This is a genomic window from Canibacter zhoujuaniae, from assembly GCF_011752005.1.
Classification (GTDB): Bacteria; Actinomycetota; Actinomycetes; order Actinomycetales; family Microbacteriaceae; genus Canibacter; species Canibacter zhoujuaniae.
The window spans coordinates 176,915-198,113 of the sequence record NZ_JAAIJZ010000002.1; the positions used below are offsets into that span (position 1 = coordinate 176,915).

Below are 21,199 nucleotides of genomic sequence, written 5' to 3' on the forward strand. Positions count from 1 at the left end.
TTTTATTCGCCCCAAATGCTGCTCAGGTAAGGTTGAAGGGTGCGCACGGATACCGTTACAGTCGAGATCAAAACAGCAGACCAAATGCATGATTTTGGTGTGCAATTGGGGCGTGTGTTGCGTGCCGGTGATTTGCTTCTTTTAACCGGCGAGTTGGGCGCAGGAAAAACCACGCTCACACGCGGTATCGGCGAGGGACTAAACGTGCGTGGGCCTGTTACCAGCCCAACTTTTGTGCTGGCGCGCACACACCCGTCGCTGAACGGTGGGCCACAGCTTGTGCATATCGATGCCTACCGTCTCGGCGACTCAAGCGAGCTTGAAGATCTAGATATCGACTTTAAAAACGCTGTCGTTGTTGCTGAGTGGGGAGCAGGGCTTGTTGATGAGGAAGCTGTTGCGCTCGAAATTGTGATTCATAGACCGGTCGGTGCTGCAACTGAAGCGAGTGCGGCAGCTGATGATATGGAGCTGGTTGAGCCGCGACTCCTTGAGATTACAGGCGTTGGGGAGCGTTGGCAGAGCGTAGATTTTGCCGCAATCGCCGCAGAGGAGAACTAATGCCAGAAATATATGCAAAATCTGGAATACTTGAAAATCTGGCAGGCAACCAGAACCTGATAGCTATCGACACCTCCCTCGGAAGCCTTGTTGCTGTTAACAACGGAAACAAATACTGGGAGTTTGGCAGCAGCGATCCACTCGCACACGCTGAGGTAATTAGCGAGTTAATTTCCCGCGCTCTGGATACTGCGGATCTTAACTCTGCCACACTCACAGGTGTTGTTATGGGTGTGGGGCCGGGCCCGTTTACCGGTCTGCGGATCGGTATGGCGGCTGCCACAGCCTACGCATTGGGCGCAAACCTACCGCTGCTGCCGGTCGTGAGCCATGAGGCTGGTGCGCTTGGAAAAGCTATCGAGACCGGTTATACAGGCGCGCTCGCTGTTGTGCAGGATGCGCGACGTAAAGAACTTTTTATTACCGCCTACGAAATTGCAGATGCGCATACAATTCCAAACCACTTGCGTGAGTCCTATGTAGTAAAACGCACCGAGCATCAGGAGAGCCTGCCAGAGTTTTGGCCGGAAGCTGTTTCCGGCGTGGGGCTGCTCAGCGCAGCACATTTGCGGCTGCAGGCCGGGGGAGAGTTCGGCAGCCGCGATCCGCTCTATCTACGGGATCCAGATGTGCGACCGCCAGCGGGCGTAAAACCGGTGGTGCGATGAGCGCAAATATGACGCTAGCTCCCGCTGCAGAGTCTGATGCCGCAGCGATTTTTGCGCTTGAACAGCAGATATTTACTGAAGACGCCTGGAGTCTTGCGCTGATAAAAGATGAGCTGACGGCAAACTACCGCCGTTACTTTAAACTTGAGCAAGACGCAAAGCTTGTTGGATACGCCGGTGTTTTAGTTGTGGGCGATGAAGCAGATGTGCAAACAATTGCGGTTTCTTCAGAGCTGCGCGGTCAGGGCTGGGGTAAAAAACTGTTGCAGCGCCTTGCAGATGAGGCGGTTTCACAGGGGGCGAAACAGATTTTTCTCGAGGTGCGGGCTGATAATCCCGCAGCAATCGGGCTGTATCAGCACAGCGGCTTTAAACAGATAGCGGTGCGACCACAGTACTATCAGCCGGCGGGTGTTGATGCTCTCATTATGCGGGCCCAGCTACCGCTCAAATGGAAGGAGATAGCGGATGCGCAGGATCGTTGATACGGACAACGCTGTTGTGCTGGGGATCGAAACCAGCTGCGATGAAACTGGTGTGGGCATTGTGCGCGGCCGCAAGCTCCTCGCGAATGTTATCGCTTCTTCAATGGACGAGCATGCCAGATTTGGTGGAGTTGTTCCTGAGGTTGCCGCGCGCGCACATCTTGAGGCACTGCAGGGCACAATTGCAGAGGCGCTGCGAGTTGCGGGTGTGACACTGCAAGAGATTGACGCTGTTGCGGTCACCGCTGGCCCCGGCTTAGCTGGCGCGCTGATGGTTGGAGTGGCAGCGGCGAAGGGGCTTGCCCTCGCGCTCGATGTGCCGCTCTACGGTGTCAATCACTTGGTCGGGCATGTTGGAGCAGAGCTGTTAGCGAGCGAGGCTGAGTTAGAAGTGCCGACCGTTGCGCTGCTTGTGAGCGGCGGCCACACGTCTCTGCTGCTTGTCAGAGATCTGGTCACTGACGTTGAAATGCTTGGCGAAACGATAGATGACGCTGCGGGAGAAGCGTTTGATAAGGTCGCGCGTGTGCTTGGGCTGCCGTACCCTGGTGGGCCGCATATTGATCGAGTCGCCGTTACCGGATCACCCACAGCAATTAAATTTCCGCGCGGGTTAACCAAAGCAAATGATCTAATTAAGCACCGCTATGATTTTTCCTTTTCAGGATTAAAGACCTCCGTTGCACGCTGGGTAGAGCGCGAACAGGCGGCGGGTAACACCGTTCCGGTTGCTGATGTTGCGGCAAGCTTTCGTGAAGCAGTTGTTGATGTGTTAATTAATAAAGCTATAGCGGCTTGTAAAGCCTACAGTGTGCCGCGGCTGTTGCTCGGCGGTGGTGTGGTTGCCAATGCGCGGTTGCGTGACTATGCAGAGGAGCGCTGCGCGGCGGAAGGCATCGAATTGCGCATTCCGCCGCTCAGCCTGTGCACCGATAACGGTGCAATGATTGCCTCGCTTGCAGCGCAGCTAATTGCGGCAGGGCGTGAGCCCTCTGGTCTTAGTTTCGGAGCCGACTCAACGCTGCCGGTCACTGAAATTCAGGTGTAGCTGCTAGAGCAGAGCACCAGTTGTGGCATCGACTATTGTTCTCACCTGTTTATTGTCGCTGCTGTAATAATCAACCTTCCAAGCTATTTGCCTGTTGTGGTGCGTGAGATCGAATTCATCAATTAGAGCGTCGGCAGGGAGTGCCGCAAAATTAGCTGCGGCAAGAATATCGACGGTGGCGCTTGCATATTTTGCACGATCGTCATTATCGGCCATTTCTGACTTGCTCTTGAACACAGAGGTGCCGTCAGCGCTAACAGTGTATTCAAGCTCATTGGTGCCATCGAATGCCTCTATATCCCAGTGCTGATCACTGCTATCAAATTCAGCTTTAATAATTTGGGCATTGTTTGATTGCTGCGCAACCGTATTTAACGCAGCTTCAAACGACTCACGAGTGCCGCCGGGCGCAACAGTATTGGCTGTAGCGCCTGTTGAATTTGTGTTCTGCTGCTGTGAGCCTGTGGTTGTTTTACTCTGGGTCGGTGCCTGCATCGTGGTTTGTGACTGTGCTGAGCCAGCACTTGGTTGGGCAGAATTATTGTTGTTTGAGAGCGCCAACGCGGTAATCCCGCTGCCGAGAGCGATACCGGTGATGCCAATCAACACCCCAGCTAAAATTTTTGTGTTTTTCTTCATCCCTAGAGACTAAAACGGCTGTCTATGAATTAGGTCAATGAAGAAAAAAAGAATGTGCGTTGTCTAAAAACTAAACAGCGCACATTCTTGTTAGCGACGAAGCTTTTAATTAACCGAAGAGACGTTTGGCGGCGATCTGTGCGCCCTCACCCAATGATTCAAGCTTTGCCCATGCGATGTCGGGGTGGATCCGCCCACCAAGACCGCAGTCGGTGGAGGCGATAACATTTTCTGGCCCGACGATATTTGCGAAGTTTTCGATACGATCCGCAACAAGCTCTGGGTGCTCAACTACGTTGGTGGCGTGGCTGACTATCCCCGGCACAAGCACCTTACCCTTAGGAAGCTCAATATCTTTCCAAATCTTCCACTCGTGCTCGTGACGCACATTTGCCGCCTCAAAAGAGTAGTACTTTGCGTTGATCTGGAGCATCAGGTCGGCGATGTGCTTGAACTCGATATCGGTAACGTGCGGGCCGTGCCATGACCCCCAGCAGAGGTGGAAGCGCACTCTTTCAGGGTCGATCCCCTCGAGTGCGTAGTTCAAGGCGTCTACCCGCAACTGGGTAAACTCACGATACTCATCGATGGTCGGCTCAGGATTGATTTGATCCCAGTTTTCGGCGATTGAAGGATCATCAATCTGGAGGATCAGGCCGCCATCAACGATCGCCCGATACTCTTCGCGCTGGCTTTCTGCCCAAGCCCAGAGGTGGTCGCGATCATTGCCGTAGTATTGATCAGCGATGCGCGCACCAGAGCCTGGCGAGAGCGCCGTGATAAAGCCATTTTCAACACCCTGTGCGTCTAGGGCTGAACGCAAGTTTGTAACATCGTTAGCAACAGCTTCGTGCCCCTTGTAGCTCAATGGGCCGGTAGTGGTGGGAAACGCGGTTGCAATTTTACCGGTAGTGATTGGATGCTCTGTATCACTGTAGGCTGCGGCAAAAAGATTGCGGTCGCGACGGTCCGGGAAGCTTGTGAGACGCACATTTCCGGGGGTTGAGCGCAGCGGCTGCTGCTCCCAGATTTCTGCGCCGGTTACTTCAAGACCGTTGGTGCGCTGAAATGAATAGGACCACCAGGCACCGTAGTCGACTGCGCTAGACATTGCTTTGCCGTATTCGCCGTCGCCCGGGATGGTGATTCCCGCGGCAAGCTGTCTCGCAACCAGCTGTTCGACCGCGTTTGCAAGCAGCTCATCAAACTCCGCAGTGCGTTCGAGGGTGAGACCGTCTTCGGCAAAAGTGCGGGCGGCGTTGGCTGCGATTAGCTCTGCTGAGCGTGGCAGGCTGCCGGCGTGGGAGGTTTCAATCTTGTTCGTCATTCTGTCTGCTTTCTCTAAAAGTGCCAGTGACAACAGATTAAAAACGAATAAATAGGGCTTCAAGCCGACTGTAGCATTACGTAATAATGGGCTGCCAGCAAACCGCTAACAGCCCATTAATCTTTAGGGTAGCGCCCTAGTTTCAGCTATTTTTCACAATTGGAAAAGCGCCGGTCTTAGGGGCTTCACCCTGATCGTAAATATCTACCGGGCTGCCGATTATGAGTTTGTCGGGGGTGCCAACCACGTCTGCGTCTTTACCGGTGTAATCAAACTGGTTCAGCACCCAGCGGATAGCTTCGAGGCGTGCGCGCTTTTTATCGTTTGACTTGATGACAGTCCAAGGTGCGTGCGGGGTGTCAGTGTAAAAGAACATCGCCTCTTTCGCCTCTGTGTAGGCGTCCCACTTATCGAGTGAGGCAAGGTCGGTTGGGCTTAGCTTCCACTGTTTAACCGGATCTGTTGAGCGAGACAGGAAGCGTGAACGCTGTTCAGCCTTCCCAACGGAGAACCAGAACTTAATCAGGTGAATATCAGACTGCACGAGCATACGCTCAAACTCAGGCGCGCTCCGGGTGAATTCGAGATATTCCTGCGGTGTGCAGTACCCCATTACGCGCTCAACACCGGCGCGGTTGTACCAAGAGCGGTCAAATAGCGCGATCTCTCCGCCGGCGGGGAGGTGCTGCACGTAACGCTGGAAGTACCACTGTGTCTGTTCGCGCTCTGTCGGTTTCTCAAGAGCAACAGTGCGTGCGCCACGTGGGTTCATGTGCTCCATAAACCGTTTAATCGCGCCACCCTTGCCCGCTGCGTCGCGGCCTTCAAAGATGATCACAACTTTCTGCTTATTTTCTTTTACCCACGCTTGGAACTTCAGCAGCTCAATTTGGAGTTTTCGTTTTTGCTTCTCATACTCCTTGCGACTAATTTTTTTGTCGTAGGGGTATCCGATGCGCCACGCATCTGGGTCGGCGTCTTCGGAGTCCGGATCTAGCAGGTGCTCCAGCTCAGAAATTTCGTCAATTTCGGGAGTAACGTCTGGTTGGGCGGCATCCGCCATTTCAAAGCTGTCGCCGTTAACTGACTGGGTGTGCTCTCCTGACATAGGGCCTCTTTCTATGTAGAAACGGGGATACACCCAGTTTACAGCTAATTTTCAGACTCGTTCTCTGGCTGAATTATTGGGATGCTGCCGGTGGCTGGTGCCGGTTGATCTGTGATAACTGGCGTGATTGCTTTGCCGAGTTTTGCGATTTCACGCGCGCGCCGCCTCTCGATCCGCATTTCTTTGGCACTCACCGCAATGATTATGATGATCGCGACCCAAATGCAGATGTAGAGCGGGTACTCCGCTGGGGTGATTCGTTCGCCGAGCAGCAGTGACACCCCCATAAGCAGAGCCGGCTCGAGATACGAAAGCATTCCGAAAGTGCTAATCGGAAGCAGTTTAGAAGACAGGATCCAGCTCACGAGCGAAGCGGATCCAATGAAAGCGACGCCGGGAACAACCAGCCAGATATTTGAGGGCAGCTCGAGATTTGACACCTGCGGCATGTACCAGATAATGAAAATTGATGCCGGAACACACATGGCTAGCATCTCCCAGAACATGCCACCAAGGTTGTTCATGCCTATTGCACGACGCAAAATAAAGTAGATAGGGTAGGTGCCCACAACCCATAAGGCCGCCGGTGACAGCCCGCCAGCGCGCACAACCTCTTGGGTAACACCCACCGCGGCAAGCCCGATCGCCACCCAATGCCAGACGCTCAGCTTATCTTTATACAAAACTCGGCCGACAACCACCAGCGCGAGCGGCAGCAGCAAGAATCCGAGCGCAACCTGCAGACCGAGACCGTTCATCGGTCCGTAAGCAAACAACCACAGTTGCGAGGTGAGGATCGATCCGCACAAAATAAGCGCCAAAAAACGCACCGGTTTTGCGCACAGGTGCCGCCAGCTGTCAGCGATAAGCTGCGGCTGCCGTTGCGCCGCAAAGAGAGCAATCAGCGATAGCACGCCGAGCGGCAGGCGCATCGCCACCAAAAAAGCCGGATCCAGCGGATCGATTAGTGGCGTCCAGAGGTAGAGCAGCCCGAAACCAAGCGAACTTAAAACAGACAGGAGTGTGCCGCGGCCGATCGCGTATTCCTGCTGTTGCGCGGCGCTCATGCTCGTTATTGCTATGCGCTAGTGAGATCGTAGGCTGCGATAATCTCGCCGTATTCGGTTTCACCCTCAGGCTTGAAACCAACGTTCAGGAAGAACTGCTCAGGCCCCTCATCGCCTGCTTCGTAAAGCACTGTGAGCTTTTCAATTCCGCGCGACCGTGCCTCTTTGATGAGCTCGTTTACGATAAATGTGCCAACACCGGTGCCCTGCTGCTTGGCATCAACGTTGATGCGCCAGAGCGCCGCACGGAACTCAGGGCGTGAGTTCTCAGCATCAAAATTAGCGTGAATGAAGCCAACCACGCGGTCATCTCGCACGGCGACGCGCTGCCAGGCTGTGTTAGCTGGTGTGACCGCCAGAGCGGCGGCATAAGACACTGGGGTGATGAACTGTTCCTGGCCGGGTTTTAAGCTCAGGCGGTTTACAGCAACAATCGTTGAGGCACTTAGTTCTTCTAATCGCAGCTCGCTCATAGTAGCACTCTAGCGGATACCTATCGGCGGCGCACAACCGCTGTCAACTCCATATAACTAACAGCGAATGCGAGCAGCAGAAGAGGGGCCACAACAAACCAGGACGCGCCCGCGTTTAAGGCAGCGGCAGCGCCAACAGTGCTGAACACCAGGCCGAGTAGCGCGCGGACATATCTATCAGTGTGCAGCACCGGGCGGGGCGACAGGAAGAGTGCCCACACAACCACAGCCGCAAGCACCGCTCCCACAGCTACTGCGATTCCCGGCAGCGGGAGCGGCCAGCGCAAAAGACCCCAGGCTCCAATGGCAACAACAGCCACTAAGTCAAGTGCGGTGCGGATCGTGGCAATAATCGAGACTTGCTTGTCGGTGCGTGCCAAAGCCTGCTCTCCTTAATTATTTAAAAATTACGGTGCGGTCACCATCGAGCAGCACCCGGTTTTCAGCAAACCAGCCAACCGCCCGGCGCAGGGTGCGCGCCTCCTCATCTTGGCCCAGCTGCTGTAGCTGCTGCGGCGTGAAGGTGTGGTCTACCCGCACTACGTCCTGCTCAATAATAGGGCCTTCGTCAAGGTCTGTGGTAACAAAGTGTGCGGTTGCGCCAATAAGTTTCACACCGCGCGCGTGCGCCTGCCGATAGGGGTTTGCGCCCTTAAAACCGGGCAGGAAGGAGTGATGGATGTTGATTGCCTTACCGGCAAGCTCTGCGCAGAGCTCGGGGGAGAGGATCTGCATATAGCGTGCGAGCACAACCAATTCAATGCTGTGCTCGGCAATGATCTGGCGCACGCGATCCTCAAATTTCTGTTTATCAGCGTCGCCGGTTATTGCGATGTGCTCGAACGGCACACCGTAAAAATTAGCGAGCTCTGCTGGATCCGTATGGTTTGCGAGGATCAGCGGCACATCGATTGCGAGCTGGCCGCTGCGCTGGCGATAGAGCAGGTCATTGATGCAGTGGGTCGCTTTTGAAGCCAGAATCAGCGTGCGCAGACGTCTGCCCGCGCGCGTGAGCTCCCACTGCATATCGTATTTAGCGACGATTGGGGCGAGCAGGATGCGAAATCTCTCTTCAAAACTGTCGTCTGCGTTAACGGCGGAAACCTCGATGCGCATAAAGAAAATACCGGTATCGCCCGACGCAAACTGCTGGCTCTGCTCAATGTTGCCGCCAGCATTTACCACAGCACCGCTCAGGGCGTGCACGATTCCGGGCTGGTCTACGCATCTAAGTTTTAACACCCACGCCTGTTCCATAAGTAGTGATGTTACACGGCGCAAACTCCGATAGAATTATGACAGTCGCAACTGGCGTAAAGATGGCTAACCATCGGGGAGCGACAAGCATGAAAAGGCCGCTCGCCTGGGTCGCAAGAAATATTGCTACTTTGCTCCATTTGCAGCAACAGAGAGGTCAAAAATGTCTACCGATTCATTCTTCAATTTGCCGCTGGCAGAGGTTGATCCTGAGATTGCTGGTGTGCTCGATGCTGAGCTAGATCGGCAGCGCGACACCCTTGAGATGATCGCGAGCGAAAACTTCGTGCCCCGTGCTGTGCTCGAGGCTGTTGGCAGTGTGCTCACTAACAAGTATGCGGAGGGTTACCCGGGGCGGCGCTACTACGGCGGCTGCGAAGCGGTTGATGTTGCCGAAGATCTTGCACGCGACCGTGTTAAGAGCCTGTTCGGCGCAGCCTATGCGAATGTGCAGCCACACTCGGGTGCGTCTGCAAACGCTGCTGTGCTCAGCGCAATTGCTGAACCTGGCGATACTATTCTCGGTCTCGACCTGGCACACGGCGGGCACCTTACGCACGGTATGAAGCTGAACTTTTCAGGCAAGCTCTATAACGTGGTTGCCTACGGCGTGGACGCTGAAACTATGCGCATCGACATGGATAATGTGCGCGATCTTGCCCGTCAACACAAACCGAACGTGATTATTGCAGGCTGGTCGGCATATCCGCGTCAGCTTGATTTTGCACTGTTCCGTGAAATTGCTGACGAAGTTGGCGCCACGCTCTGGGTCGATATGGCGCACTTCGCCGGTCTCGTAGCCGCTGGCCTGCACCCCAACCCAGTGCCGCACGCACACGTTGTGTCATCAACCGTGCACAAAACCATTGGCGGCCCGCGCTCGGGCATCATTCTGACCAATGATCTCGATATTTACAAGCGTATTAACAGCAATGTTTTCCCGGGGCAGCAGGGCGGCCCGCTGATGCACGTTATCGCCGGTAAAGCTGTTGCTTTTAAGCTTGCGGCAACTGCTGAGTTTAAAGCACGCCAAGAGCGCACACTCGCCGGCGCAAAACTGCTGGCCGAAGCGTTGACCAGTCAGGAGTCGAAGGCTGCGGGTGTTGACGTGCTCACCGGCGGCACTGACGTGCACCTTGTGCTTGCCGATCTACGTAATTCAGAGATGAACGGCCAGCAGGCCGAAGATGCACTGCACGCTGCGGGCATCACAGTGAACCGCAACTCGGTACCGTTTGACCCACGCCCGCCGATGGTCACCAGTGGCGTGCGCATCGGCACCCCAGCATTGGCAACCCGCGGGTTCGGCGAGGCGGAGTTTGCTGAAGTTGCAGACATCGTGGCCAAGACACTGCAGGGGGCTGATCCGGCTGAGCAGCGCGAGCGTGTGGCGGCGCTGACCGCTAAATTCCCGCTGTACCCGGGCATTGAAAAACTTTTGAAGTAAATCTAGAACGGTCTCTCCCAGCTGCTTTGTGCGGTTGGGAGATTTCGACTGTGAGGAGAAGATTATGGCTGCAAATATTCTTGACGGTAAAGTTGCCGCCGCCGCGATTAAAGAGGATCTGCACGGCCGGGTTGCGGCGCTAAGCGCTGCCGGTAAGCAGTGCGGTTTAGCTACTGTGCTCGTCGGCGAGGATCCCGGTTCTAAGTGGTATGTTGCCGGTAAGCACCGGGACTGTGCTGAGGTGGGGATCGCATCGATCCGCCGCGACCTGCCAGAAGAGGTGAGCCAGGAAGAGCTTGAAGCGGTAATTCTTGAGCTTAACGAAAACCCTGAGGTGACCGGATACATCGTGCAGTTACCGCTTCCGAAGCACCTGAATACCGACAGAGTGCTGGAATTGATCGATCCCGCCAAAGACGCTGACGGTCTGCACCCAACAAACCTCGGCAAACTGGTGTTGAACGTGAATAGCGAGATCGATACGCCGCTACCGTGCACACCGCGTGGGGTAATAGAGCTAGCGGAACACTACGGCCTTGACTGGAGCGGTAAGCACGTTGTTGTGGTTGGAAGAGGTATCACCGTGGGGCGTCCAATCGGCCCGCTGCTCACTCGCCGCGAACACAACGCAACAGTTGTGCTCACTCACACCGGCACGCAGAATCTGTCCGAACTGCTGCGTGAAGCAGACGTCATAGTGGCTGCTTCCGGTGTGGCACGCCTAATTAAAGCTGCAGATGTGCGGCCGGGGGCCGTTGTTTTCGATGTTGGTGTGTCACGCGAGACTGATCCGGAAACTGGCAAATCGCGTGTTGTTGGTGACGTCGATCCGGCTGTTGCAGAGGTTGCCGGTTGGGTGTCACCTAACCCCGGCGGCGTTGGGCCGATGACTCGTGCACTGCTTTTAAAAAATGTTGTTGAGATGGCGGAGCGTGCCGCATGACCGAACGTCAGCTCTCACAGGAGTTGCAGCACGCGGCAGCACAAATTCGCCTGATCGAAGACTATCCCGAAGACGGCGTGCTGTTTCGTGATATCACGCCGGTGCTCGCAGACGGTCCCGCGCTCGCGGCCGTGGTTGCAGATCTTGCGGCGCACTGCCCTGAGTTTGATGTGGTTGCCGGCATTGAAGCGCGAGGCTTTATTCTTGCGGGTGCGCTCGGTGTGCACACACAGTGCGGTGCGCTCTCTGTGCGTAAAGCCGGTAAACTGCCCGCCCCGGCTGCAGCGGCCAGCTACTCACTTGAATACGGTGAGGCGACGGTGGAGGTGCAGCAGGATATCAAACCAGGCGCGCGGGTTTTGATTCTCGATGACGTTCTCGCGACCGGTGGCACAGCCGATGCCGCCAGGCGCGTCATTGAGGCAATAGGCGGCGAGGTTGTCGGGTTTGGTATGCTCTGCGAAGTTGCTGGCTTAGGCGGCAGAGAAAAACTTGGGGATCTGCCAATCCACGTGGTTTTCCCCTAACGCCCCTGGCGCTGTTCGGAGTTTATATGGTTAAACGCCTAGAGAGTGGCTCACCTGAGGTTAAGGTCGCGGTTACCGCCGCTATTAAGGCAGCAGAGAATGCTGGCGAGGCGATACCTTTTAACGATGATTCGCTGCGAAATTTGGATACTCGCACAGTCTTTACTACCGCAGAGTCTGTGCAGACGGAGTCTGGGAGTGCGCCAGCTGGTGTCGCTGTAGCCTGGGTGACTGCCGATAAAACACGGCTAGAGGCAGAGCTTTTCGTGCACCCAGAGGTCAGACGTCAGGGGCTTGGTGCTCGCCTGACCGCGGCGCTCAGAAACTATGCCAGCGAGAATAAAGCTGCCCTGCACTTGTGGGCGCACGGTGAGTCAGAAGCGGCGACAGCTTTTCTGGGGGCGCTGGGCGCGAGTCGCATGCGGCAGTTATTGAAAATGTCAACCCCGCTAGCTGGCTGGGCAAGCTGCTCTGCTGACGCCCATGTTGATGAGCTTGAAAAAAGCGGGTTTGCGGTTGCATCGTTCAACTATGAGCGGGACGCCAGCGATTGGGTGGCGCTTAACTCTAAGGTGTTCGCCGATCATCCAGAACAGGGAGCGGTTACCCTCGCAGCGCTCGAACGCTACACCCAAACGGATTGGTTTGACGCGACCGCGTTTTTCTTAGTGCGCCAGGAAGGGCGGCTGCTGGCCTACGCCTGGCTGAAGCTCACCAGCTCAGAAGCAGAGCTTTATGTGCTCGGAGTAGCTCGAGAGATTGCGGGGCGGGGGCTTGGTAAAAAACTCGTAGAGTTAGCAAAAGCGGTGGCGGCGGAGCGCGGCTATGCCGAGCTGACGCTGTATGTGGAGGGCGATAATGCGCCCGCCCTGAGGGTTTATAACAGCCAGAATTTTGCGCCGGTATGGCGCGACGGCTTGTATTTGCTGTCGCGATAGTTTCTTAATTCTGCTGCCTACGGTGCGGATAGTGCGCTAATTCAGGTGTGCCTGATAGGGTAGCTCTACTGAGGAATCTTTAAAGCTAACCTTTAAGCTTTGTGTACCAGTCCCGGAAGGGGATCAAGTTTGAAGCACACCGGAAAACGTCTGCGTGCTACGCGTCTTATCGCAATCGGCGCTGGGGCGGCACTGCTCGGAGCGACCTTAAATATCGCTCCGAATACGCACACGATCTCAGCCGCTTTTGCTCTTGATCTGCCCACTTGGTCAGATGTTGAAGCGGCAAAGCAGGACGAGGCGGCCACTGCTGCAAAGATCGCTGAGGTTGAAAAGCTGCTCGGACAGGTGCGCACAGAGGTCGAATCGGCGCAATCTGCGGCTGAGGTTGCATCGCAGATAGCGATGACTGCGCAGTCTGAGTTTGAGACGGCCGATCAGCGGCAACAGGCTTTATACGGTCAGGTAGAGGAGAAGAGAGCGGAGGCGAATCGTGCCGCCGATGCAGCAGCTAACGTTGTTGCGGAAATGTATCGCTCTGGCGGTGTAGACCGCAGCATGGAGTTCTTCCTCGAGGGTGACCCCGATGCTTCAGATGCGCTGCTCGAGCGGTTGGCAATGATGTCAAAAGCTACCGAACGTAACACTCGTGTTGCGCAGGAAGCGACGCGAGCACAGCTTACGGTCGCTGATTTGCAGCGCCAAGCGGAAGAGGCGGCTGTTAAGCGACAGGAGCTTTACGAGGTAGCGCAGGGCGAGTTTGAGGCGGCTGCCTCGGCTGTTGAAGCGGCACGGCAGCGCCAGCAGACAGCTGAAACCAACCAGCGTGTGCTGGAAACACAGCTGGCTGCGCTAAAAGACAAAACTGCTGAAACCGTTGCCGGATATCAGGAGCGTCTGCGCATTGAAGAAGAGCAGCGCCGCAAGGCTGAGGAGGAAGCGCGTCGACGTGCGGCCGAAGAGGCTGAGCGTGCCCGGCGTGCTGCGGCGGAAGCCGCACGACAGGAGGCTGCTCGCCAGGAAGCTGCGCGAAAAGCGGCGGCCAGCCAGTGGCAGGCGCCAGCCCCGGCGCCGCGGCCAGCCCCTCCAGCACCGGTGGTGTCTGGAAACTGGACAGCTCCGCTGACGCCGGGAAGCTATAGCGTCAGCTGCCCGTGGCGCTGCTATCCGGGACACAACGGTCACGACATGGCCACCTCCCCGTGGACTCCAATATACGCTGCCGGGGCGGGAGTTGTTATTGCTGCAGGCTATACGGGTATCAACGGCAACTATGTGTTTATCGACCACGGTAACGGTGTGCACACCTGGTACGCCCATATGGTGCAAGCACCATCAGTGAGCTACGGCCAGTGGGTAGGGCCCGGCCAAATTATTGGCTACGTTGGGTCAACCGGGTTGGCAACCGGCCCGCACCTGCACTTTGAAGTTCGCATCTGGGGCACCCCAACCCCGGCTGACGGCTTTATGGCCCAGCAGGGTATCTACATATAGAGCAAACAACAGTAAATAAGTTGGCTCCCGCCTGAGCATTTCAAGCGGGAGCCAACTTATATTGACAGCCTAACGGTTTAGTGACCGCCCTCTGACTGCAACCGTTCGATTGCCTCTTCGATGAGCTTCTCTGCGTCAGCAGCCGAACCCCAAGCATCAACCTTGACCCACTTACCCGGTTCAAGATCTTTGTAACGCTCAAAGAAATGCTCGATCTCCTTGCGGGTGTATTCAGGAATATCTGCAACATCCTGAATATGCTGCCAGCGTGGATCCTTCGCCTGCACCGCGATAACCTTGTCGTCACCGCCAGCCTCATCGCTCATGCGCAGCACCCCAACCGGGCGCACTTTAATGCCAACCCCCGGGAATACCGGGTAGTCGAGCAGCACAAGCACATCGAGCGGGTCACCATCTTCCCCGAGAGTGTTCTCAAAAAAACCGTAGTCGGTCGGGTAAACAAAGTTGGTGTACAGCACACGGTCGAGGTAAACACGACCGGTTTCGTGATCTACCTCGTATTTGTTGCGGCTTCCCTTTGGGATCTCGATAACGGCATCGTAGCTAGCCATCTTTTTCCTTTCATCGCAAAAACGCCTACTGCGCCAGTTTACTAAGTGCCTGTTTATTTTCCGACTACGCTTAAGACCTATGGGCGGTAAATTAGCTCCGGTTGTTGCAAAAACCCGTAACGCAGTGCGTAAAAACCTGCCGGAATTCGGGCCTCTAGTGGTCGCGCTCTCAGGAGGTGCAGACTCGCTCGCGCTCGCAGCCGCTGTTGCGTTTGAAGCGCCTCGCCGGGGGCTGCAAGCGCATGCTGTGGTTGTCGACCACCAACTACAGCCTGATTCAGCGCGCGTTGCTCGAACGGCAGCGCAGCAGGCTAGCGGCATGGGGTTAATTAGCGAGGTTCAGGCTGTCGAGGTGACATATTCCGGTAAAGGCATAGAGGCTGACGCGCGCCGGGCCCGCTATGCGGCACTCGCGGATTACTGCGCAAAAATCGGTGCTACCGCACTGTTTACGGGGCACACCAAAAACGATCAAACAGAACAGGTGCTTTTGGGCCTGGTGCGCGGTTCGGGAACTCGTGCGCTGTCGGGTATTGCGCCCGAACGGGGCATAATTAAACGACCATTTTTAAGCGTAACCCGCGCTGAAACAGAAGCTGCCTGCCTGGCGCAGGGGCTTAGCTACTGGAGTGATCCGCACAACGAAGATCCGAGATACACTCGCGTGCGTGTGCGCCAAACAGTTTTGCCAGTATTTGCCAGGGAGCTTGGCAGCGGCGTAATCGCGGGGTTGGCGCGTTCGGCGCAGCTTGCGCGTGAAGATGCTGATGCGCTCGACCTGTTCGCCGCCAAGGTGCTTGACGCACTACAGCAGCATGACCATTTTGTGCAGGGCGGGCAGGATACACCGACAGTTGTGCCGATCCGCACCCTTGAAAGTGAGCCGCGGGCGATTGCAAAACGTGTGCTGCGGCAGTTGCTCATCGATGCGGGTGCCGAAGAAGTTACTTTTAAGCACACAGAAGAGGTTATGGCGCTTTTAGAAAATTGGCACGGCCAGCAGATGCTGCAGCTGCCCGGAGTGCGTGTCTGGCGGCAGGGGAAGCGACTTTTTATGCTCCGTGTGTTGCAGTCAGCGGCACAGTAAACTGAATTTATGGACGCAAGCGCACTAGGAAACGAACTATCTGAAATCTTGCACACCGAGGCTGAGCTGAAACAGCGGCTGAGTGAGCTCGCACGCGACATCGAGGCAGACTATGGGGATCAACCACCGCTGTTGGTTGGTGTGCTAAAAGGCGCGGTGATGGTTATGGCAGATCTCGCTCGCGAATTGCGTTTTCAAGCCGAAATGGACTGGATGGCGGTGTCAAGCTATGGGGCGGGCACAAAATCTTCCGGTGTGGTGCGCATTCTAAAAGACCTGGATGCTGACCTAACAGATCGTGCAGTGCTAATCGTTGAAGACATCATTGACTCGGGTCTTACGCTGTCATGGCTGAAAGAGAATCTGCTCACTCGCGGCGCGAAGAGTGTCAAAATCTGCACAATGCTGCGCAAACCAGATGCGCTAAAAGTAGACATTGATGTTGAATACGTAGGCTTTGACATTCCAAATGAGTTTGTTGTTGGGTACGGCCTCGACTACGCCGAAAAATACCGCAATTTACGTGATGTGGCGATTCTCGCACCGTACGTTTACTCATAAAACTGTGTTTTTGTGCACGAATCTTTAGTTACTGTGACACTGTTTGCAGTTCGCCTCTGGCAAACATTCAGGCGCGGGCAGCATTTGCTGGGATAAATTAGGCAGCAACGATATTTTCGAAAGTGAGGCTTCTGCGTGGCTGAAGTTAAAAAGAAGCGGAAGTTTTTCCAGCGTGCCCCATTTATTTACGCGATGGTTGCGGTGCTGATTACCCTAATCGGTTTAAATATGCTGACAGCGGGCAATAATCCGCGCATTAGCACCGAGCAGGGGCTCTCCCTATTAGCAGACGCAGAACTAAAAAAAGTTGAAATAGTTGACGGTGAGCAAAAAGTAAATCTGGAGCTTACACGACCCGAAGAAAAAACCGGCGCTACCAGCGTCCACTTCTTCTACGTCGACGGCCGTCAGCCTGACGTTATCGCAGCGGTAAACAGCGCGAACATCGATGAAGAATTCACTGACTCGGTAGCTCGCCCAAGCGCACTGTGGACGATCCTGCAACTTCTGTTCCCGCTTTTGATGCTGGGGCTCTTATTCTGGTTCTTCATGAATGCTGCAGGTGGCGGCGGTCGAATGGCCCAGTTCGGCAAATCTCGCGCCCGACTTGCCTCGAAAGAAACCCCGCAGGTGCGCTTTACAGATGTGGCCGGCGCTGAAGAGGCCGTTGAAGAGCTTGAGGAAATCAAAGACTTCCTGCAGGACGCCGCACGCTTCCAAGCAGTCGGTGCGCGCGTGCCAAAGGGAGTGCTGCTCTACGGGCCTCCGGGCACAGGTAAGACGCTGCTTGCACGAGCGGTAGCGGGTGAAGCAGGGGTGCCTTTCTACTCCATTTCAGGCTCAGATTTCGTTGAAATGTTCGTCGGCGTTGGCGCTAGTCGCGTGCGCGACCTTTTTAAAGAAGCGAAAGCAAACGCGCCTGCGATTATTTTCGTTGACGAAATCGACGCTGTTGGCCAGCGCCGCGGGCACGGCATGGGCGGCGGCCACGACGAACGTGAGCAGACGCTGAACCAGCTCCTTGTCGAGATGGACGGTTTCGACCCGAAAGTTAACGTTATTGTGATCGCGGCTACCAACCGTGCCGACACCCTCGATCCAGCGCTGCTGCGCCCCGGCCGCTTTGACCGTCAGATCGGTGTTGACGCACCATCCCTAAAGGGGCGTAAAGCAATTCTTGAGGTGCATGCGAAGGGGAAGCCGCTTGCTCCAAGCGTTGATCTAGAAGCGGTTGCCCGCAAAACTCCCGGCTACACGGGAGCTGATTTGGCAAACGTCCTGAACGAGGCAGCTCTGCTCACCGCACGCTCTAACGCGCAACTAATCGATAATCGCGCCTTAGATGAGGCAATTGACCGTGTGATGGCGGGCCCGCAGCGTCGCACGCGCATTATGAAAGATCACGAGCGCCTGGTGACCGCATATCATGAGGGCGGTCACGCGCTGGTGGCGGCCGGTCTCAACCACACCGACCCCGTCACAAAAATCACAATTCTGCCGCGCGGGCGGGCGCTCGGATACACCCTGGTTGTGCCGCTTGACGATAAGGTTTCTGTCAGCCGCAATGAGCTGCTCGACCAGATCGCTTACGCGCTTGGTGGGCGCGTTGCCGAAGAGCTTGTTTTCCACGATCCAACAACCGGCGCGGGAAACGATATCGACAAAGCAACCGCAACAGCGCGCCGCATGGTTACCGACTACGGTATGTCAGCAACGCTCGGCCCTATCAAATTCGGCGATGCAGACGTGTCACCGTTTATGGGGGCAGCTGGAGGTGGCGCGCCAAAATACTCTGGGCAGGTAGCTCAGCGTATCGACGAAGAGGTGCGTGAAATTATTGAGCAGGCGCACAACGAGGCCTATGAGGTGCTCACTAAGAACCGCCACATCCTCGACCGGCTTGCTGCTGAACTGCTCGAAAAAGAAACTCTCGACCACAACCAGATTGCCGAGATCTTCAAAGATGTCGAGAAGCTCGCGCCGCGCCCAACCTGGCTGTCAAGCGCGGACCGTCCGGTTTCAACGCAACCCCCGATTGCGATACCCACTGCTGCTATAACCGATGTGCCGGTTGCTGAGATCTCAGAGGCGCAGGCAGACGGCGACGAAGAATCAGAAACAGAGTAATCGAAATGACTGTGGATCATAGGGCCGCAGCTGCAGCTGTTGCGCAGCTGTTGCACGCCCTTGGTGAGGATCCGACATCAGCCAGATTGAGTGGCACGCCAGCCAGGGTCGCTGACACTCTAGCCGAATTTGTTTCTGGGAAAAACCGCGACGCAGCCGCTGTTTTCGATACCGCAATGCAACTGGAGCAGGTTGCTGCCAAAGATGAAATAGTGGCGCTCAAAGGCCTGCAGTTCACGAGCCTGTGCGAGCATCATCTGCTGCCTTTTAGCGGCAGTATCGATATTGCCTATGTGCCAGGCAGTAGGGTTGCCGGTTTTGGTTCTTTCTCGCGTCTCGTGCAGACCGTCGCGCTGCGTCTGCAAATGCAGGAGCGCATCACATCGGAGATTGCTGACGGAGTGATGGCGGGGCTTGACGCCCGCGGCGTGCTGGTGTTTATAGAAGCCCGGCACGGCTGTGTTTCGGCGCGCGGCCCGCGCGAAACACAGGCAACCGCTGTGACGACCGTGTCGCGTGGCGTTTTAGATGAGCCAGCGCAGCGACTAATCGCGCTCGAACAACTGCGCAGGAGTGAGCCATGACACTTATTATGGGGGTGCTAAACCTCACCCCGGACAGCTTTAGTGATGGCGGTAGTTATGTCGATACTGCCGCCGCTGTTGCACGGGCGCGCGAGATGGTTGCGGCCGGAGCCGAGATTATTGACGTCGGGGGTGAGAGCACCCGGCCCGGTTCAGTGCGTGTCGACCCAGATACAGAGTGGGAGCGGATCGCTGACGTTGTAAAAACACTGGTGTCGCTCGGTATCACCGTGTCTGTCGATACCGTGCACGCAGCAACTGCACAGCGCGCGATTGCTGCGGGTGTGCAGTACATTAACGATGTTTCCGGTGGTTTGCACGATCCGAAAATTTTACGAGTGGTAGCCGACAGCGCAGCACACTATATTGCGGGGCACTGGCGAGGTTTTCCAAGCGCAACCGAGTATCGAGATCAGTATCGTGATGTGGTTACAGATGTTATTGCGGATCTTGCGGATCGCGTAGCTGACGCGATCACTGCGGGTATTGCGCCAGAACGGATCGTGTTAGATCCGGGCCTCGGATTCGATAAAAACACCGAACAGTGTTGGGAAATTTTAAGCCGCCTGCAAGAGTTTAAAGTATTGAACGTCCCGCTGTTAATCGGAGCAAGCCGCAAACGAATGCTCGCAGACCTCTTGCACGGTGCGCCACCAGATGCGCGAGATGTCGCCACTGCAGCAGTCTCCATGCACTGTGCTGCAGCGGGTGTGTGGGGTGTGCGCGTGCACAATGTTAAAGCTTCGAGCGATACCGTGAAAGTTGCGCAGAAACTGCACACTGTAAAAGCAGGTCTGCCTGCTGATATTCCCGCCTCTGTTGCGCAGCATAAAGCACCGGTCGCAGACCGTATAACGCTGACCGGTCTGGAAGTTTTTGCCCATCACGGAGTTTTCGACTTCGAGCGCGAAAAAGGGCAAAAATTCTTGATAGACGCAACGGTCACCCTCGAGAAGCTTGCCGGCGATGCGGCAGACAGTCTGCAAAACACTGTGCACTATGGAGATTTGGCAGAGGCTCTGCATAAAACAGCAGCCACCGCGCCGGTAGATTTGATCGAGACGCTTGCTGACCGTCTCGTTCATGTGGCACTGCAATTCACTGGTGTAGCGGCGGCAGAGATCACTGTGCACAAACCCGAAGCGCCGATCCGCAAGAATTTTACCGATGTGAGCATCACCATAAGCAGAGAAAAAATGGGGGAGCAGTGCGACAGATAGCGCCTATTTTGCTGGCCTTCGGTGCCAATCTCGGCGATCGTGCTGGTGCAATTCGTGCTGCGCAGGCTGAACTGGCCGCGCACCTCGAGATTCATGAGTTTGAATCTAGCCCCTTGCGTGAAACAATCGCGCTTACTGAGCACGGCCCCGACCCGGAAGCGCCGCGCTACTTAAACGGGGTGGCGCAGGCTGTCACCACCTTAGAACCTCTGGCGCTACTGCGACTTGTGCAGCAGGTGGAAACAAAATACGGCCGCACCCGCACAGCCCGGTGGGGAGATCGCACACTAGATATTGATGTGATTAGCTATGCCGGTCTGGTGCAGCGCACCCCGGAACTCACCCTGCCGCATCCACACGCACACGAGCGGGACTTTGTGCTGTCGCCGTGGCTCGCGCTCGATCCGAATGCGGTGCTGCTCAGGCACGGACGTGTGGCGAATCTGCTCGAGCGGATCGGCGATACAACACTTCCCTACACAGAAAATGAAAGCGCGGGTGGTGAGCGTGTATAACCAGACGCTACCGCTGCGGTGGGGTTTTTTGACAGCAGTGTTTGCCGTAGCAGCCGGCTACCTCGCGCAGCAACTGCGCACCAACTTCGGGCATCCCCTGCTCTCACCGAGCTATCTGCTGGCGGTGCTGTTAGTGGCTGTCGCAGTGGTGCTGCTGATCACGGGGTTGCAGCTGCGTAAGCGTCTGTTAGAGCGAGAGAAACGGCCCGATCCGTTTGTGGCAGTTCGGCTGTTGGCGGCGAGTCGCGCAGGGCAGATTCTCGGGGCATTCTGGACTGGTTTCGGGCTTGGTCTCTTTATTTGGGTGGCGCCGCGCTTGGCTGAAACGGCTGCCGAACTGTGGCTGCCGATGGTGGCGCTGCTGCTAACAGGAGCGCTGCTCTGGGTTATTGCACCGCTGGTAGAGCGGATGTGCAAAGTGCCGCCGGGCTCAGACGATGGAGACAGCGGGCGTGATGCGGATCCGGATACACTGCCCGATGTTGTTCCCGAGTCATTATCCAGTGAAGCGAAGCTCTGAGATAGCGCATTTGCTGCTTACTATAATGGGT

24 protein-coding genes and 1 riboswitch are annotated in these 21,199 nt (G+C 56.0%); of the genes, 16 read left to right on the forward strand and 8 right to left on the reverse strand.

Translation table 11 applies throughout. The features are described from left to right. Window positions 1-39: 39 nt before the first annotated feature. From tsaE to tsaD, 4 genes are read left to right on the forward strand one after another with little or no spacing between them, the layout of a single operon-like run. Window positions 40-561 carry a tRNA (adenosine(37)-N6)-threonylcarbamoyltransferase complex ATPase subunit type 1 TsaE gene (tsaE, locus tag HCR00_RS04805; RefSeq protein ID WP_279586801.1) on the forward strand — a complete coding sequence of 174 codons (522 nt, stop codon included), beginning with the start codon at window positions 40-42 and terminating at the stop codon, window positions 559-561. After that, window positions 561-1,229, forward strand: a complete 669-nt coding sequence (gene tsaB / locus HCR00_RS04810) for a tRNA (adenosine(37)-N6)-threonylcarbamoyltransferase complex dimerization subunit type 1 TsaB (RefSeq protein ID WP_167143216.1) — start codon at window positions 561-563, stop codon at window positions 1,227-1,229. The genes tsaE and tsaB overlap by 1 nt, the downstream gene beginning before the upstream one ends. After that, the gene (rimI, locus tag HCR00_RS04815; protein WP_167143218.1) at window positions 1,226-1,714 is read left to right on the forward strand and encodes a ribosomal protein S18-alanine N-acetyltransferase; all 489 of its coding nucleotides are present in this window, start codon (window positions 1,226-1,228) and stop codon (window positions 1,712-1,714) included. The genes tsaB and rimI overlap by 4 nt, the downstream gene beginning before the upstream one ends. Continuing rightward, a complete protein-coding gene (gene tsaD, locus HCR00_RS04820) occupies window positions 1,698-2,762 on the forward strand; it encodes a tRNA (adenosine(37)-N6)-threonylcarbamoyltransferase complex transferase subunit TsaD (RefSeq protein ID WP_167143221.1) in 1,065 nt (354 codons plus the stop codon). The genes rimI and tsaD overlap by 17 nt, the downstream gene beginning before the upstream one ends. 3 nt (window positions 2,763-2,765) lie before the next feature. Here tsaD and HCR00_RS04825 read toward each other — a convergent pair whose 3' ends face one another. From HCR00_RS04825 to purU, 7 genes are all read right to left on the reverse strand, one after another. After that, a complete protein-coding gene (locus HCR00_RS04825; protein ID WP_167143223.1) occupies window positions 2,766-3,401 on the reverse strand; it encodes a hypothetical protein in 636 nt (211 codons plus the stop codon). Window positions 3,402-3,510: 109 nt separating this feature from the next. Then, window positions 3,511-4,728 carry a cobalamin-independent methionine synthase II family protein gene (locus HCR00_RS04830; RefSeq protein WP_167143227.1) on the reverse strand — a complete coding sequence of 406 codons (1,218 nt, stop codon included), beginning with the start codon at window positions 4,726-4,728 and terminating at the stop codon, window positions 3,511-3,513. Window positions 4,729-4,870: 142 nt separating this feature from the next. Continuing rightward, window positions 4,871-5,791 carry a polyphosphate kinase 2 gene (ppk2, locus tag HCR00_RS04835; protein WP_243854563.1) on the reverse strand — a complete coding sequence of 307 codons (921 nt, stop codon included), beginning with the start codon at window positions 5,789-5,791 and terminating at the stop codon, window positions 4,871-4,873. A gap of 89 nt (window positions 5,792-5,880) precedes the next feature. After that, on the reverse strand, window positions 5,881-6,903 hold the full coding sequence (locus HCR00_RS04840) for an EamA family transporter (protein WP_167143233.1): 1,023 nt from the start codon (window positions 6,901-6,903) through the stop codon (window positions 5,881-5,883). 11 nt (window positions 6,904-6,914) lie between these two features. Next, window positions 6,915-7,376 (reverse strand): GNAT family N-acetyltransferase, encoded by a 462-nt coding sequence (locus HCR00_RS04845; protein WP_166985830.1) that lies wholly within the window; start codon window positions 7,374-7,376, stop codon window positions 6,915-6,917. Window positions 7,377-7,396: 20 nt separating this feature from the next. Beyond that, window positions 7,397-7,756 (reverse strand): DUF2568 domain-containing protein, encoded by a 360-nt coding sequence (locus tag HCR00_RS04850; RefSeq protein ID WP_166985827.1) that lies wholly within the window; start codon window positions 7,754-7,756, stop codon window positions 7,397-7,399. 16 nt (window positions 7,757-7,772) lie between these two features. Beyond that, window positions 7,773-8,633, reverse strand: coding sequence for a formyltetrahydrofolate deformylase (purU, locus tag HCR00_RS04855; RefSeq protein ID WP_167143236.1), 861 nt, complete (start codon window positions 8,631-8,633; stop codon window positions 7,773-7,775). Between the two features lie 37 nt (window positions 8,634-8,670). Next, a riboswitch (ZMP/ZTP riboswitch) is annotated at window positions 8,671-8,752 on the forward strand. Between the two features lie 44 nt (window positions 8,753-8,796). Between purU and glyA the strand changes: the two genes are divergently transcribed. From glyA to HCR00_RS07025, 5 genes are all read left to right on the forward strand, one after another. Next, complete coding sequence (gene glyA, locus HCR00_RS04860; protein ID WP_167143239.1) at window positions 8,797-10,080, forward strand: serine hydroxymethyltransferase; 1,284 nt, start codon at window positions 8,797-8,799, stop codon at window positions 10,078-10,080. Window positions 10,081-10,144: 64 nt separating this feature from the next. Further along, window positions 10,145-11,023 (forward strand): bifunctional methylenetetrahydrofolate dehydrogenase/methenyltetrahydrofolate cyclohydrolase, encoded by an 879-nt coding sequence (locus tag HCR00_RS04865; RefSeq protein WP_167143242.1) that lies wholly within the window; start codon window positions 10,145-10,147, stop codon window positions 11,021-11,023. After that, entirely contained in the window at window positions 11,020-11,550 is a 531-nt protein-coding gene (locus HCR00_RS04870) for an adenine phosphoribosyltransferase (protein WP_167143244.1), read from the forward strand. The genes HCR00_RS04865 and HCR00_RS04870 overlap by 4 nt, the downstream gene beginning before the upstream one ends. 26 nt (window positions 11,551-11,576) lie before the next feature. After that, window positions 11,577-12,488, forward strand: coding sequence for a mycothiol synthase (gene mshD, locus HCR00_RS04875; protein WP_167143249.1), 912 nt, complete (start codon window positions 11,577-11,579; stop codon window positions 12,486-12,488). 129 nt (window positions 12,489-12,617) lie between these two features. Beyond that, the gene (locus HCR00_RS07025; protein ID WP_167143251.1) at window positions 12,618-13,982 is read left to right on the forward strand and encodes a peptidoglycan DD-metalloendopeptidase family protein; all 1,365 of its coding nucleotides are present in this window, start codon (window positions 12,618-12,620) and stop codon (window positions 13,980-13,982) included. Between the two features lie 77 nt (window positions 13,983-14,059). On the opposite strand, the gene ppa is transcribed toward HCR00_RS07025, so the two are convergent. Beyond that, window positions 14,060-14,554, reverse strand: a complete 495-nt coding sequence (gene ppa / locus HCR00_RS04885; protein ID WP_167143254.1) for an inorganic diphosphatase — start codon at window positions 14,552-14,554, stop codon at window positions 14,060-14,062. A 79-nt stretch (window positions 14,555-14,633) separates the two neighbouring features. On the opposite strand from ppa, the gene tilS reads away from it, so the two are divergent. The 7 genes from tilS (at window position 14,634) to HCR00_RS04920 (ending at window position 21,168) form a co-directional block, all read left to right on the forward strand. Beyond that, the gene (gene tilS, locus HCR00_RS04890; RefSeq protein WP_167143257.1) at window positions 14,634-15,641 is read left to right on the forward strand and encodes a tRNA lysidine(34) synthetase TilS; all 1,008 of its coding nucleotides are present in this window, start codon (window positions 14,634-14,636) and stop codon (window positions 15,639-15,641) included. Window positions 15,642-15,650: 9 nt separating this feature from the next. Then, window positions 15,651-16,202 carry a hypoxanthine phosphoribosyltransferase gene (hpt, locus tag HCR00_RS04895; protein WP_167143260.1) on the forward strand — a complete coding sequence of 184 codons (552 nt, stop codon included), beginning with the start codon at window positions 15,651-15,653 and terminating at the stop codon, window positions 16,200-16,202. A 192-nt stretch (window positions 16,203-16,394) separates the two neighbouring features. After that, window positions 16,395-18,329 (forward strand): ATP-dependent zinc metalloprotease FtsH, encoded by a 1,935-nt coding sequence (gene ftsH, locus HCR00_RS04900; protein WP_167143467.1) that lies wholly within the window; start codon window positions 16,395-16,397, stop codon window positions 18,327-18,329. 5 nt (window positions 18,330-18,334) lie between these two features. After that, window positions 18,335-18,913: a GTP cyclohydrolase I gene (gene folE, locus HCR00_RS04905; protein ID WP_167143265.1), complete on the forward strand. Its 579-nt coding sequence runs from the start codon at window positions 18,335-18,337 to the stop codon at window positions 18,911-18,913. Continuing rightward, window positions 18,910-20,133, forward strand: a complete 1,224-nt coding sequence (folP, locus tag HCR00_RS04910) for a dihydropteroate synthase (RefSeq protein WP_208317300.1) — start codon at window positions 18,910-18,912, stop codon at window positions 20,131-20,133. The genes folE and folP overlap by 4 nt, the downstream gene beginning before the upstream one ends. Further along, entirely contained in the window at window positions 20,121-20,648 is a 528-nt protein-coding gene (gene folK, locus HCR00_RS04915) for a 2-amino-4-hydroxy-6-hydroxymethyldihydropteridine diphosphokinase (protein ID WP_167143268.1), read from the forward strand. Before folP ends, folK begins: the two co-directional genes overlap by 13 nt. Further along, a complete protein-coding gene (locus HCR00_RS04920) occupies window positions 20,635-21,168 on the forward strand; it encodes a DUF3180 domain-containing protein (RefSeq protein ID WP_166985794.1) in 534 nt (177 codons plus the stop codon). Before folK ends, HCR00_RS04920 begins: the two co-directional genes overlap by 14 nt. Window positions 21,169-21,199: the final 31 nt, after the last annotated feature.

Coding starts and splice junctions, on each gene's coding strand:
- tsaB (WP_167143216.1), top strand. CDS start 561: ATGCCAGAAATATATGCAAAATCTGGAATACTTGAAAATCTGGCAGGC.
- rimI (WP_167143218.1), top strand. CDS start 1,226: ATGAGCGCAAATATGACGCTAGCTCCCGCTGCAGAGTCTGATGCCGCA.
- tsaD (WP_167143221.1), top strand. CDS start 1,698: ATGCGCAGGATCGTTGATACGGACAACGCTGTTGTGCTGGGGATCGAA.
- HCR00_RS04825 (WP_167143223.1), bottom strand. CDS start 3,401: ATGAAGAAAAACACAAAAATTTTAGCTGGGGTGTTGATTGGCATCACC.
- HCR00_RS04830 (WP_167143227.1), bottom strand. CDS start 4,728: ATGACGAACAAGATTGAAACCTCCCACGCCGGCAGCCTGCCACGCTCA.
- ppk2 (WP_243854563.1), bottom strand. CDS start 5,791: ATGGCGGATGCCGCCCAACCAGACGTTACTCCCGAAATTGACGAAATT.
- HCR00_RS04840 (WP_167143233.1), bottom strand. CDS start 6,903: ATGAGCGCCGCGCAACAGCAGGAATACGCGATCGGCCGCGGCACACTC.
- HCR00_RS04845 (WP_166985830.1), bottom strand. CDS start 7,376: ATGAGCGAGCTGCGATTAGAAGAACTAAGTGCCTCAACGATTGTTGCT.
- purU (WP_167143236.1), bottom strand. CDS start 8,633: ATGGAACAGGCGTGGGTGTTAAAACTTAGATGCGTAGACCAGCCCGGA.
- glyA (WP_167143239.1), top strand. CDS start 8,797: ATGTCTACCGATTCATTCTTCAATTTGCCGCTGGCAGAGGTTGATCCT.
- HCR00_RS04865 (WP_167143242.1), top strand. CDS start 10,145: ATGGCTGCAAATATTCTTGACGGTAAAGTTGCCGCCGCCGCGATTAAA.
- HCR00_RS04870 (WP_167143244.1), top strand. CDS start 11,020: ATGACCGAACGTCAGCTCTCACAGGAGTTGCAGCACGCGGCAGCACAA.
- mshD (WP_167143249.1), top strand. CDS start 11,577: ATGGTTAAACGCCTAGAGAGTGGCTCACCTGAGGTTAAGGTCGCGGTT.
- ppa (WP_167143254.1), bottom strand. CDS start 14,554: ATGGCTAGCTACGATGCCGTTATCGAGATCCCAAAGGGAAGCCGCAAC.
- tilS (WP_167143257.1), top strand. CDS start 14,634: ATGGGCGGTAAATTAGCTCCGGTTGTTGCAAAAACCCGTAACGCAGTG.
- hpt (WP_167143260.1), top strand. CDS start 15,651: ATGGACGCAAGCGCACTAGGAAACGAACTATCTGAAATCTTGCACACC.
- ftsH (WP_167143467.1), top strand. CDS start 16,395: ATGGTTGCGGTGCTGATTACCCTAATCGGTTTAAATATGCTGACAGCG.
- folE (WP_167143265.1), top strand. CDS start 18,335: ATGACTGTGGATCATAGGGCCGCAGCTGCAGCTGTTGCGCAGCTGTTG.
- folP (WP_208317300.1), top strand. CDS start 18,910: ATGACACTTATTATGGGGGTGCTAAACCTCACCCCGGACAGCTTTAGT.